Below are 12,697 nucleotides of genomic sequence, written 5' to 3' on the forward strand. Positions count from 1 at the left end.
CCGCGCGCGTGACGGGGCGTGGCTCCTCGTGACCGTGCGGGCCTCCATCTGCGGCGACCTCGTAGAGGTCCTTCTCCCGTGACCGGACAACCGCTGTCAGTGACGTGGTGCACACTGGCCAGACCAGTACCACGTCAGGGAGCGCACTGTGACCGCGTCCACCGGAGAGGGGCCGCAGCCCACCGCGACGGCGGTGCCGACCATCCGCCAGGGTCGGTACTGCCACGCCCACGTCGACCCCCTGGCCGCCCTGCGCGGGCAGGGCGAGCCGCCCTGGGACGTCTATCTCACCGGCACCGTCTTCCTCGACATCGTCTTCACCGGGCTCGACTCCGCCCCGGTGCGCGGGACCGAGTCCTGGGCGCGCGGGATGGGGTCGAGCCCCGGCGGCGTCGCCAACATGGCGACCGCGCTGTCCCGCCTCGGCCTGAAGACGTCCCTCGCGGCGGCCTTCGGCGACGACCACTACGGCGACTACTGCTGGGACGCCCTGGAGCAGGGCGAGGGCATCGACCTCACCCCGTCGCGCACGGTGCCCGGCTGGCACTCCCCGGTCACCGTCTCGATGGCGTACGAGGGCGAGCGCACCATGATCTCCCACGGCCACGAGCCGCCCCCCGAGGAGCCCGCCCCCGACTGCCCCCCACGCGCGCGTGCCGCCGTCGCCTCGCTCGTCCCCGGCGAGCGCGCCCCCTGGATCGCGCAGGCCGCGAGCAAGGGCACCCGCATCTTCGCCGACGTCGGCTGGGACGACACCGGGGCCTGGGACCTGGCCGGCCTCGCCGACCTCGAACACTGCGAGGCGTTCCTGCCCAACGCCGAGGAGGCGATGCGCTACACCGGCGCCACCTGCCCCCGCGCCGCCGCGCACGCCCTCGCCGAACACGTACCGCTCGCCGTGGTCACCCTGGGTGCGGACGGCGCGTACGCCGTGGACCGCCGCACCGGCGAGAGCGCCGAGGTCCCGGCGATCGCCGTCGAGGCCCTGGACCCCACCGGCGCGGGAGACGTCTTCGTCGCAGGCTTCGTCACCGGCACCCTGGCCGGCTGGCCCCTCGCCGACCGCCTGGCCTTCGCCGGCCTCACGGCCGCCCTGTCCGTCCAGGAGTTCGGCGGCTCCCTCTCGGCCCCCGGCTGGTCCGAGATCGGGGCCTGGTGGCGCAGGGTCCAGTCGTTCGACGACCAGGACCCGGCGGCCCTGCGCCGGTACGCCTTCCTGGAAGACCTCATCCCCGCCACGTCCCGCCCCTGGCCGCTGCGCCGCGCGGTCCCGACGATCGGCTTCGGCCGGTCCGTCTGACCCCGTTGTCCCCCCGTTGTCCCCCGTTGCCCCGGGGCCCGTGTGCCGTACTGCGCATCGAAAAGGCCTACGGCGATGTCAGTCCCCCGGCGTACTCTGGAAATCGCCAGGCCGCCCTTGTGGCAGGCGAGTCGTATCGAGGAGGACGTGCAGGCCTTAAGCGCCGGCCCATGACTCAGACACCCACAGCTCACACCCCCGCGCAGGGGCAGGCGAGAGCACAGTTCACCGTCCCCGCCCAGCACCCCATGGTCACCGTCCTGGGGTCCGGCGACTCCCTTCTGCGCGTGATCGAGAAGGCCTTCCCGGCGGCCGACATCCACGTCCGGGGCAATGAGATCAGCGCGGTCGGGCCCGCGGCGGAAGTGGCCCTCGTCCAGCGCCTGTTCGACGAGATGATGCTGGTGCTCCGCACCGGGCAGCCGATGACGGAGGACGCAGTGGAACGCTCGATCGCCATGCTCCGGGCGACTGAGAACGGCGAGGGCCCGGAGGAGACCCCGGCGCAGGTGCTCACCCAGAACATCCTGTCCTCGCGCGGCCGCACGATCCGCCCCAAGACCCTCAACCAGAAGCGGTACGTCGACGCGATCGACAAGCACACGATCGTCTTCGGCATCGGCCCCGCCGGTACCGGCAAGACGTACCTGGCCATGGCCAAGGCGGTGCAGGCCCTGCAGTCCAAGCAGGTCAACCGCATCATCCTGACCCGCCCGGCCGTCGAGGCCGGCGAGCGCCTCGGCTTCCTGCCGGGCACGCTCTACGAGAAGATCGACCCCTACCTGCGCCCGCTCTACGACGCGCTGCACGACATGATCGACCCGGACTCGATTCCGCGGTTGATGGCGGCCGGGACGATCGAGGTCGCGCCGCTCGCGTATATGCGTGGTCGGACTCTCAATGACGCCTTCATCATCCTGGACGAGGCCCAGAACACGAGCCCCGAGCAGATGAAGATGTTCCTCACCCGCCTCGGCTTCGACTCGAAGATCGTGATCACGGGTGATGTGACCCAGGTCGACCTGCCGAACGGCACCAAGTCCGGACTGCGGCAGGTGCGGGAGATCCTGGAGGGCGTCGAGGACGTCCACTTCTCCCTGCTGTCGTCCCACGATGTCGTCCGGCACAAGTTGGTGGGCCGTATTGTCGACGCGTACGAGAAGTACGACGACAAGCACGGCACGGAGAACGGCACGCACAAGGGCCGTGGCAAGACCGGCGCCAAGGGCTCCAAGGGGAAGTAGACCAGCACGACCATGTCGATCGACGTCAACAACGAGTCCGGAACCGAGGTCGACGAGCAGGCGATCCTCGACATCGCCCGCTACGCGCTCGCACGGATGCGCATCCACCCGCTCTCCGAGCTCTCGGTGATCGTGGTGGACGCCGACGCCATGGAGCAGCTGCACATCCAGTGGATGGACCTGCCGGGTCCGACCGACGTGATGTCGTTCCCGATGGACGAGCTGCGCCCGCCGGCGAAGGACGAGGACGAGCCGCCGCACGGCCTGCTCGGCGACATCGTGCTGTGCCCGGAGGTCGCCGCCAAGCAGGGGGCCGAGGCCCCGACGCAGCACTCCATGGACGAGGAGCTCCAGCTGCTCACCGTCCACGGAGTGCTGCACCTGCTCGGGTACGACCACGAGGAACCCGACGAGAAGGCCGAGATGTTCGGCCTCCAGGCCGCCATCGTGGACGGCTGGCGTGCCGAGAAGGGCCTCACCGGCCCCTCCCCGGCCCCCACCGTGTCATGAGCATCCCGCTGGTCACCGGCGCCGTCGCCCTGGTCGTCGTCGCCTGGCTCGCCGCCTGCGCGGAGGCGGGCCTCGCCCGCGTCTCCAGCTTCCGCGCCGAGGAGGCCGTACGCTCCGGCCGGCGCGGCAGCGCCAAGCTCGCCCAGGTCGCCGCCGACCCCACCCGCTACCTCAACGTGGCGCTGCTCGTCCGCGTCGCCTGCGAGATGGCCGCCGCCGCGCTGATCACATACGCCTGCCTGAACGAGTTCGACAGCACCACCGAGGCCCTGCTGATCGCCATCGCGGTCATGGTCCTCGTCTCGTACGTCGCCGTCGGAGTCTCCCCGCGCACCATCGGCCGCCAGCACCCGATGAACACGGCCACCGCGGCGGCGTACGTCCTGGTCCCGCTCGCCCGGATCATGGGCCCGATCCCGTCCCTGCTGATCCTCATCGGCAACGCCCTCACCCCCGGCAAGGGCTTCCGGCGCGGCCCCTTCGCCTCCGAGGCGGAGCTGCGCGCGCTGGTCGACCTCGCCGAGAAGGAGTCCCTCATCGAGGACGAGGAGCGCCGCATGGTGCACTCCGTCTTCGAGCTGGGCGACACCCTCGTACGGGAGGTGATGGTCCCGCGCACCGACCTCGTCGCCATCGAGCGCTACAAGACCATCCGCCAGGCCCTGACCCTCGCGCTCCGGTCCGGTTTCTCGCGGATTCCGGTCACCGGCGAGAGCGAGGACGACATCGTCGGGATCGTGTATCTGAAGGACCTGGTCCGCAAGACGCACATCAGCCGGGACGCCGAGACGGAGCTGGTGTCCACGGCCATGCGCCCCGCCTTCTTCGTGCCGGACACCAAGAACGCCGGTGACCTGCTGCGCGAGATGCAGAAGGAGCGCAACCACGTCGCCGTCGTCATCGACGAGTACGGCGGCACCGCCGGGATCGTCACCATCGAGGACATCCTCGAGGAGATCGTCGGCGAGATCACCGACGAGTACGACCGCGAGCTGCCGCCCGTGGAGCCCCTCGGTGACGACCGCTACCGGGTCACCGCCCGCCTCGACATCGGCGACCTCGGCGACCTGTACGGGCTGGAGGCGTACGACGACGAGGACGTGGAGACGGTCGGCGGGCTGCTGGCCAAGGCGCTGGGCCGGGTGCCCATCGCCGGGGCGTCGTCCGTGGTCGAGCTGCCCGACAGCCGCGAACTGCGGCTGACCGCCGAGGCCGCCGCCGGGCGCCGGAACAAGATCGTGACCGTGCTGGTGGAGCCGGTGGCCGCGATGGATCCGCCGCAGGAGGAGACGAAGCCGGAGTGACGCCCCAGGAGCTGCGCGCCTTCTGTCTGTCCTTCAACGCGGCCGTGGAGGACTTCCCGTTCGGCCCGGAGGCGTCGGTGTTCAAGGTGCTGGGCAAGATGTTCGCCCTGTCCATCATGGACGCCCGCCCGCTCACGGTGAACCTCAAGTGCGACCCGGAGGACGCGGTCCGTCTGCGCGCCGACCACTCCGGCCTGATCGTCCCCGGCTGGCACATGAACAAGCGGCACTGGAACACCGTCACAGTGGACGGCTCGCTCCCCGACCGCCTGGTCCGGGAGCTGATCGAGGACTCCTACGACCTGGTGGTGGCCGGCCTGCCGCGCGCCGAACGGCTCCGCCTGGACCGCCCCTGAAGCGGGCCGCCGGGCTACGTATGCTCGGGGCATGACCGACACCAACGCGCTTGACCCCGAGGACCGCAAGATCGTCACCCTGGCCCGCTCGGCCCGGGCCCGCAACGGTGTCCCCGAGGGGGCTGCCGTACGGGACGAGACGGGGCGTACGTATGTCGCCGGGACCGTCGACCTGGACTCGCTGAAGCTCAGCGCGCTGCGGACGGCGGTGGCCATGGCGGTGGCGTCGGGGGCGAAGTCGCTGGAGGCGGCGGCGGTCGTCACGGAGGCGGACTCCGCGTCCGCGGAGGACCGGGCGGCCGTACGGGACCTTGGGGGGCCGGAGACGCCGGTGCTGGTGGCCGGGACCGACGGGGTTGTGCGGCTGACCGTTTCCGCGGGCTGAGGTAGTGCTGGGGGCTGCCGCCCCCAGGCCCCCGCTTCGGCCCCCAGACCCCGCTTCGGCCGAAGCGAGCCGGTCGTTGAAGGCCGGAAATACCCCTTGCCGTCGTCTGCCACTCGCGCATCAATAGGACCGTAAGTTCCGACGGACCGTCAGATAACAAGCCCGCGCAGCACGCCCGCACCCCGCTGCCGGACCGGGCGGTCCCTCGGTCTCCCGTCCATCCCCCACATGGCATTCCCCACACGGGAAGGGAGCCCCATCCCCATGAGAGGCAAGCGCATTGCGACCGGTGCGGCACTGACCGTCGGGGCCCTCGCGGTCACCGGCGTCCTCCTCGCGCCCGCGGCCGTGGCCGTCACACCGGAGTCGGCGACCCTCACCGCCGACTGCGGCAGCTTCGGCGGCGGCCAGGCCACCCTCACCGCCACCCAGAACGGCACGGCGGCCACCATGACCCTCACCTCCTCCGAGATCACCGCCCCCATCGGTCTCGGGGCCGACTCGATCGCGTCCACGCTCACCCTGGTGAAGGGGAGCGGCGGCACCACCGTCTTCAGCGGCACCGAGAACCCGGCGATGGCCGCCGGCGATCCCGTCACCGTCGGCCCGCTCAGCGGCACCGTGGCCTCCGGCGACAGCCTGGAGGCCTTCGGCGGCTCGCTGCGGATGACCGTCTTCGGCATCACCATCACCTGCACGGCGACCGGGCCGCAGTCACCGGGCCCGTTCGTGTTCGACTGAGTTCTCGGACGGTCGCGGCCCCGGCCCGGGAGGGCGCGGGGCCGCACTGTACGGCGGGGCTTCGGCGATCAGGGAGAATGGGCGCCATGAGCGTTCGTACCCCGTCATCCGAGCAGTCGGCCGAAAGCGCGCACCGGGCCGGCTTCGCCTGCTTCGTGGGCCGCCCCAACGCGGGCAAGTCCACCCTTACGAACGCACTGGTCGGGCAGAAGGTCGCGATCACCGCGAACCAGCCGCAGACCACCCGGCACACGGTCCGGGGCATCGTGCACCGGCCCGACGCCCAGCTGATCCTGGTGGACACCCCCGGCCTGCACAAGCCGCGCACGCTGCTCGGCGAGCGGCTGAACGACGTGGTGCGCACGACCTGGGCCGAGGTCGACGTGATCGGCTTCTGTCTGCCGGCGAACGAGAAGATCGGCCCCGGTGACCGGTTCATCGCCAAGGAACTCGCCGGGATCCGGAAGACGCCGAAGGTCGCGATCGTCACCAAGACCGACCTGGTCGACAGCAAGACGCTCGCCGAGCAGCTGATCGCGATCGACCAGCTCGGCAAGGAGCTGGGCATCGAGTGGGCGGAGATCGTGCCGGTGTCGGCGGTGGGGGACAAGCAGGTGAGCCTGCTGGCGGACCTCCTCGTCCCGCTGCTCCCGCAGGGCCCGGCCCTCTACCCCGAGGGTGACCTGACGGACGAGCCCGAGCAGGTCATGATCGCGGAGCTGATCCGGGAGGCCGCGCTGGAGGGCGTACGCGACGAGTTGCCGCACTCCATCGCCGTCGTCGTCGAGGAGATGCTCCCGCGCGAGGACCGCCCCGCCGACAAGCCGCTCCTCGACATCCACGCCAACGTCTACATCGAACGCCCCAGCCAGAAGGGCATCATCATCGGCCCCAAGGGCAAGCGCCTGAAGGAGGTCGGCATCAAGTCCCGCCGCCAGATCGAGGCGCTGCTCGGCACTCCGGTCTTCCTGGACCTGCACGTGAAGGTGGCGAAGGACTGGCAGCGGGACCCGAAGCAACTGCGCAAGCTCGGCTTCTGACGACTGGGTTCGCCCCGGCCGCCGCACCGCGTCGCAGTCGCGGCACCCGGTCCGGCACCCCCGAGGTCGCGGCGACCTTCAGCTCTGCGCCCGCAGCACGTCCCGGAACCAGCGGTACGAGGCCTTCGGCGTCCGCTGGAGCGTCTCGTAGTCCACATGCACCAGCCCGAACCGCCGCGCGTACCCCTCGGCCCACTCGAAGTTGTCCAGCAACGACCACACGAAGTACCCGCGCACGTCCACCCCCGCCACCAACGCCGCGTGCAGCGCGCGCACATGGCCGTCCAGGTAGGCGATGCGCTCCTGGTCGTCGAGCCCTTCGTACGAGCACCCGTTCTCGGTGATCACCACCGGCGGCAGCCGTTCGCCGTACCGGTCCCGGAAGCCGGTCAGCAGCTCGGTCAGCCCCTCCGGCACCACCGGCCAGCCGAAGTCGGTCACCGGCACGCCCTCGATCTCCCGCACCGAGAAGGGCAGTTCGGCCGGCATCCGGACCCCGCCGAAGTCGATCTCCGTGCCCTCCGGCGCCCCCACCCGCGTCGGCGCGTAGTAGTTGATCCCGTACCAGTCGACCGGCTCGGCGATCACCTTCAGGTCGGACGCCACATCCCCCGGCATCAACTCGCCGATCCCCGAGGGGTACTCACCCAGCAGCAGTGGGTCCGCGAACAGCCGGTTCAGCAGGACGTCGTAGAAGTCCGCCGCCTCCACATCGGCGCTGTCCCGCGACGCCGGCCAGGTCGGCCCGTGCGAGTTGGCGATCCCGATGTCCGTCGCGCCGGCCGCGCGCAGGGCCCGTACCGCCAGTCCGTGCGCCAGCAGCTGATGGTGGGCGACGGGCAGCGCGTCGAACAGCAGCTGCCGGCCCGGCGCGTGCACGCCGAGCGCGTGGCCGAGGAGGGTGTGTTCGGCGGGCTCGTTGAGGGTGATCCACTTGCCGACGCGGTCGCCGAGCCGCTCCGCGACCACCGCCACGTACTCCGCGAACCGTGACGCCGTGTCCCGCTCCAGCCAGTCGAGGCCCACCGGCAGGTCCCAGTGGAAGAGCGTCGGGACCGGCCGCACGCCCGCCGCGCACAGCTCGTCCACCAGACGGTCGTAGAAGTCGAGCCCCTTGGGCGAGCGCACACGCGGCCAGGAGATCGAGAAGCGGTACGCGTCCACTCCCAGGTCGGCCAGGAGCGCCACGTCCTCGCGGTAGCGGTGGTAGTGGTCGCAGGCCACCGTCGCGGTGGAGCCGTCCTTCACCCGTCCCGGCTCGGCCGTGAAGGCGTCCCACACGGACGTTTCGCGCTCGTCCGCCGCGCCCTCGATCTGGTGCGCGGACGTCGAGACGCCCCACAGGAAGCCGGCCGGGAACTGGGGCAGGGGGTTCGTCGCCGTGCTCGCTTCAGTCGCCATGCGCGGATCATCGGTACCGCCGGTAACGGAAGTCAACGCCCTGGCGTGAACCGGGAGTTACGCTCCCTCCTTCAGCACCCTGGAGATCAGCCTGCGCTGTTCCTCCGTCAGCCGGGGGTCGGCGCAGTACACCGTTCTGCCGTCGACGGTGATCCGGTAGCCGAAGCCGTCCGGAACCCCGACGGGTGGCGTGCCCCGGCCCGCCGCGAGCGCCTTCTCGGCCAGGGCGTGCCACTCGTGCGCGTCGGGCCGCCCCGAGGTGTCCACCTCGGCGTGCCGCTCGATGCCCGCGAATCCGCCCGTGCGCCGCACCTGAATACGCATGGGTTCCTGTCTACAGGGCCGCTACAGCGTCCGCACCCCCACCTGCTCCCAGGCCTTCGCCACCGCCCGCAGCTCGTCGCTGCCGTCTCCGAACCGTGCCTTCGCGGCGGAGACGGTCAGCGTGGCGAACTCGGCGAACATGGCGTCCTCCTTCAGCTCGCCGCCGGTCAGCACGTCGTACCAGATCTGCCCGGCGCGCTCCCAGGCGTGCCCGCCGAGGGCGGTGGCGGCGAGGTAGAAGGCGTTGTTGGGGATGCCCGAGTTGATGTGGACGCCCCCGTTGTCGCGGCCGGTGCGCACGTACTCGTCCATCGTGGCGGGCTGCGGGTCCTTGCCGAGCACATCGTCGTCGTACGCCGTGCCGGGGGCCTTCATGGACCGCAGGGCCACTCCGCTCACGCGCGGGGCGAGCAGACCGGCGCCGATCAGCCAGTCGGCCTCGGCGGCGGTCTGGCCCAGCGTGTACTGCTTGATCAGCGCGCCGAACACGTCGGAGACGTGTTCGTTGAGGGCGCCGGGCTGGCCGAAGTAGGTCAGGTTCGCGGTGTACTGGGTGACGCCGTGGGCGAGCTCGTGGCCGATGACGTCGATGGGGATGGTGAAGTCGAGGAAGATCTCGCCGTCCCCGTCGCCGAAGACCATCTGCTCGCCGTTCCAGAAGGCGTTGTTGTACCGCTCGTCGTAGTGCACGGTCGCGACGAGCGGGAGGCCGCCTCCGTCGATCGAGTCGCGGCCGTAGGCCTTGAGGAACAGGTCGAAGGTGGCGCCGAGGCCCGCGTAGGCGCGGTTGACCGTGGCGTCCTTGCCGGGTTCGTCGCCCTCGCCGCGGACCTTCTTGCCGGGCAGGCTGGTCCTGTGCTGGGCGTCGTGGATCGTGCGGTGCGGTGTGCCTCCGGCGGCTTCGGCGGGCGGGGTGATGGTGGGGGCGCCGAGGACCGTGGTGAGGCGGCGGTGGGTGCGTTCGTAGGCGTCACGCTGGAGGGTCTGGCGGGCGGGACCGGAGAGGGCTGGGTCCTCGGACTGGGCGAGCTTGTCGAGGACGTGGGGCGGGACGATCGTGCAGAAGGTCGCGGTCATGACCGCACCATTGCACCGAGTTAGGTCAGTGTCACCCTCTGCAACCTTGATTGGTGAAATGTGGGGATGAGGGGGGTGGTGGGTGGTTGCGCTGTGTTATTGGCTGCGGGATCGTGGGTGGTTCTCGCGCAGTTCCCCGCGCCCCTTGGCGGCGCGCGGTCCCGCATACTGATACGGGACCGCCTGTTTCTGAAGGGCTCGGCTAGCATGCTGGGCATCATGCGTTTCGGGCTGCTTCTCCTTAGCTGCCGCGGCGAGGGCCTGTAGTCGAGGCCGACCCCCTCCCCGCGGAGCTCGGCGTTGCGTCGTCGGCCGTCCTTCCGGACACCGGATCTCACCGGATTTCTCGAGGAGCCCACGCCACCATGGCACATCGCCAGCAGCCCAGTTCCATGCCGATCCACAAGTACGGCCGCTACGAGCAGGTCGACATCCCGGACCGCACCTGGCCGCAGAACCGAATCACCGTCGCCCCCCGCTGGCTCTCCACCGACCTGCGCGACGGCAACCAGGCCCTGATCGACCCCATGTCACCGGTGCGCAAGCGGGCGATGTTCGACCTGCTGGTGAAGATGGGCTACAAGGAGATCGAGGTCGGCTTCCCGGCCTCCGGTCAGACCGACTTCGACTTCGTACGGTCGATCATCGAGGACGAGAACGCCATCCCCGAGGACGTGACGATCTCCGTCCTCACCCAGGCCCGTGAGGACCTGATCGAGCGGACCGTCGAGTCGCTGAAGGGCGCCCGCCGCGCCACCGTGCACCTGTACAACGCCACCGCGCCGGTCTTCCGCCGGGTCGTCTTCCGTGGCTCCAAGGACGACATCAAGCAGATCGCCGTCGACGGGACGCGGCTCGTGATGGAGTACGCCGAGAAGCTGCTGGGTCCGGAGACCGAGTTCGGCTACCAGTACAGCCCGGAGATCTTCACCGACACCGAGCTGGACTTCGCGCTGGAGGTCTGCGAGGGCGTCATGGATGTGTGGCAGCCGGGGCCGGGCCGCGAGATCATCCTGAACCTGCCGGCGACCGTGGAGCGGTCGACGCCGTCCACGCACGCGGACCGGTTCGAGTGGATGGGGCGGAATCTCTCGCGGCGCGAGTACGTGTGTCTGTCCGTGCACCCGCACAACGACCGGGGTACGGCCGTGGCGGCCGCCGAGCTGGCGGTGATGGCCGGTGCCGACCGCGTCGAGGGGTGTCTGTTCGGGCAGGGCGAGCGGACCGGCAACGTCGACCTGGTCACGCTGGGCATGAACCTGTTCTCGCAGGGTGTCGACCCGCAGATCGACTTCTCCGACATCGACGAGATCCGTCGTACGTGGGAGTACTGCAACCAGATGGAGGTCCACCCGCGCCACCCGTACGTGGGCGACCTGGTCTACACGTCCTTCTCCGGCTCCCACCAGGACGCCATCAAGAAGGGCTTCGACGCCATGGAGGCCGAGGCCAAGGCCAAGGGCGTCACCGTCGACGACATCGAGTGGGCGGTGCCGTACCTGCCGATCGACCCGAAGGACGTCGGCCGGTCCTACGAGGCGGTCATCCGCGTGAACTCGCAGTCCGGCAAGGGCGGCGTGGCGTACGTGCTGAAGAACGAGCACAAGCTGGACCTGCCGCGCCGGATGCAGATCGAGTTCTCCAAGATCATCCAGGCGAAGACGGACGCCGAGGGCGGCGAGGTCACGCCGAAGGACATCTGGGCGATCTTCGAGGACGAGTACCTGCCGAACCCGGACAACCCCTGGGGCCGGATCCAGCTGAAGAACGGCCAGTCCACCACCGACAAGGACGGCGTGGACACGCTGACCGCCCAGGCCGAGGTGGACGGCACCGAGGTGACGCTGGTCGGTACCGGCAACGGCCCGATCTCCGCGTTCTTCCACGCCCTGCAGGGCATCGGGATCGACATCCGGCTGCTGGACTACCAGGAGCACACGATGAGCGAGGGCGCCTCCGCGCAGGCCGCCTCGTACATCGAATGCGCGATCGACGACAAGGTCCTCTGGGGGATCGGCATCGATGCGAACACGACACGTGCGTCACTGAAGGCAGTCGTCTCGGCCGTCAACCGGGCGGCACGCTGACCCCTCTGACCGGGCGTTTCGGGTCCCGTCCGCCGTTTTGCGGCGGGCGGGGCCCCGTCGTTTACCGGCCAGGTCACGGAGAGGTCTCGTCCGGGGTACTGACTCCGCCTCACGGATGTGGCTAACATCACGCCAGCGCGGCGATGTTGCCGTGGGGTTACGGAGGTGCGACGTGCTGCCAGTCCGGGGACGAAACGGCCGTGCCGCCAGGCGTTCGCGCGTTCTGGGCACCCGTACCGCGTGGACGGCCGTCGGCGACGGCGAGTTCTTCTGCCCGGGCTGCGGGGGTGACCGCAACTACCAGCGGTTGACCGGGCGCCGCCGCTTCACCCTGCTCGGCGTGCCCGTGCTGCCGCGCGGTGACACCGGCCCGGTCGTGGAGTGCGCGGCCTGTCGCCGGCACTTCGGCACCGACGTCCTGGACCACCCCACCACCACCCGTTTCTCCGCGATGCTCCGCGACGCCGTGCACACCGTCGCCCTCGCGGTGCTGGCCGCGGGCGGCACCCGCACCCGCCCGTCGCTCAGCGCGGCCGCCGGCACGGTCCGCGCGGCCGGCTTCGAGGACTGCACGGAGGAGCAGCTCAACGCCCTGGTCGAGGCGCTGGCCGCGGACACCGGCCGGGTGATCGGCACACCCTGCGGCCCGGGTCTGGCCATAGAGCTGCACGAGGCCCTCGACCCACTCGCCCCGCACCTCGCCCCGGCGGGCCGTGAGTCGATCCTCCTCCAGGGCGCCCGCATCGCCCTCGCCGACGGCCCCTACACCGCCGCCGAACGCGAGGTCCTCGCCACCGTCGGCGCCGCCCTCACCATCACCTCGGACGAGGTGACCCGCCTGCTGGCGGCCGCCGCCCGGACGCCGTCCTGATACTCCCCGGGGAGTAATACGGCCGTCAGGTCACCCCCGGCCGTACCGCCGAACTCG

Annotated in this window: 13 protein-coding genes; 10 read left to right on the top strand and 3 right to left on the bottom strand. The window is 70.6% G+C overall.

The window, feature by feature from the left end; all coding sequences use genetic code 11:
* Positions 1-148 precede the first annotated feature (148 nt).
* The 8 genes from I2W78_RS26765 to era all read left to right on the top strand — a co-directional run bounded on the left by I2W78_RS26765 (position 149) and on the right by era (position 6,880).
* Complete coding sequence (locus tag I2W78_RS26765) at positions 149-1,300, top strand: carbohydrate kinase family protein (protein ID WP_374222703.1); 1,152 nt, start codon at positions 149-151, stop codon at positions 1,298-1,300.
* A 170-nt stretch (positions 1,301-1,470) separates the two neighbouring features.
* On the top strand, positions 1,471-2,544 hold the full coding sequence (locus I2W78_RS26770) for a PhoH family protein (RefSeq protein WP_196462812.1): 1,074 nt from the start codon (positions 1,471-1,473) through the stop codon (positions 2,542-2,544).
* A 12-nt stretch (positions 2,545-2,556) separates the two neighbouring features.
* Positions 2,557-3,054, top strand: coding sequence for an rRNA maturation RNase YbeY (gene ybeY / locus I2W78_RS26775; RefSeq protein WP_196462813.1), 498 nt, complete (start codon positions 2,557-2,559; stop codon positions 3,052-3,054).
* A complete protein-coding gene (locus I2W78_RS26780) occupies positions 3,051-4,358 on the top strand; it encodes a hemolysin family protein (protein WP_196462814.1) in 1,308 nt (435 codons plus the stop codon). The genes ybeY and I2W78_RS26780 overlap by 4 nt, the downstream gene beginning before the upstream one ends.
* A complete protein-coding gene (locus tag I2W78_RS26785; protein ID WP_196462815.1) occupies positions 4,355-4,714 on the top strand; it encodes an MmcQ/YjbR family DNA-binding protein in 360 nt (119 codons plus the stop codon). The genes I2W78_RS26780 and I2W78_RS26785 overlap by 4 nt, the downstream gene beginning before the upstream one ends.
* A gap of 31 nt (positions 4,715-4,745) precedes the next feature.
* Positions 4,746-5,099, top strand: coding sequence for a cytidine deaminase (locus tag I2W78_RS26790; protein WP_196462816.1), 354 nt, complete (start codon positions 4,746-4,748; stop codon positions 5,097-5,099).
* Between the two features lie 264 nt (positions 5,100-5,363).
* Positions 5,364-5,840, top strand: a complete 477-nt coding sequence (locus I2W78_RS26795; RefSeq protein WP_196462817.1) for a hypothetical protein — start codon at positions 5,364-5,366, stop codon at positions 5,838-5,840.
* 86 nt (positions 5,841-5,926) lie between these two features.
* Positions 5,927-6,880 carry a GTPase Era gene (gene era / locus I2W78_RS26800; RefSeq protein ID WP_196462818.1) on the top strand — a complete coding sequence of 318 codons (954 nt, stop codon included), beginning with the start codon at positions 5,927-5,929 and terminating at the stop codon, positions 6,878-6,880.
* Between the two features lie 78 nt (positions 6,881-6,958).
* Here the strand turns inward: era and I2W78_RS26805 are convergent, their stop codons facing one another.
* Genes I2W78_RS26805 through I2W78_RS26815 form a run of 3 tightly spaced genes read right to left on the bottom strand, consistent with a single transcriptional unit; the run spans position 6,959 to position 9,682 of the window.
* Positions 6,959-8,281 carry a GH1 family beta-glucosidase gene (locus I2W78_RS26805; protein WP_196462819.1) on the bottom strand — a complete coding sequence of 441 codons (1,323 nt, stop codon included), beginning with the start codon at positions 8,279-8,281 and terminating at the stop codon, positions 6,959-6,961.
* Positions 8,282-8,338: 57 nt separating this feature from the next.
* Complete coding sequence (locus I2W78_RS26810) at positions 8,339-8,605, bottom strand: protealysin inhibitor emfourin (protein ID WP_196462820.1); 267 nt, start codon at positions 8,603-8,605, stop codon at positions 8,339-8,341.
* 21 nt (positions 8,606-8,626) lie between these two features.
* The gene (locus tag I2W78_RS26815; protein ID WP_196462821.1) at positions 8,627-9,682 is read right to left on the bottom strand and encodes a M4 family metallopeptidase; all 1,056 of its coding nucleotides are present in this window, start codon (positions 9,680-9,682) and stop codon (positions 8,627-8,629) included.
* Positions 9,683-10,047: 365 nt separating this feature from the next.
* On the opposite strand from I2W78_RS26815, the gene leuA reads away from it, so the two are divergent.
* Together leuA and I2W78_RS26825 are read left to right on the top strand one after the other, a co-directional pair.
* Positions 10,048-11,769, top strand: a complete 1,722-nt coding sequence (gene leuA / locus I2W78_RS26820; RefSeq protein ID WP_196462822.1) for a 2-isopropylmalate synthase — start codon at positions 10,048-10,050, stop codon at positions 11,767-11,769.
* Positions 11,770-11,941: 172 nt separating this feature from the next.
* Entirely contained in the window at positions 11,942-12,640 is a 699-nt protein-coding gene (locus I2W78_RS26825; RefSeq protein WP_196462823.1) for a TerB family tellurite resistance protein, read from the top strand.
* Positions 12,641-12,697 lie beyond the last annotated feature (57 nt).

The organism is Streptomyces spinoverrucosus, assembly GCF_015712165.1.
GTDB lineage: Bacteria > Actinomycetota > Actinomycetes > Streptomycetales > Streptomycetaceae > Streptomyces > Streptomyces spinoverrucosus_A.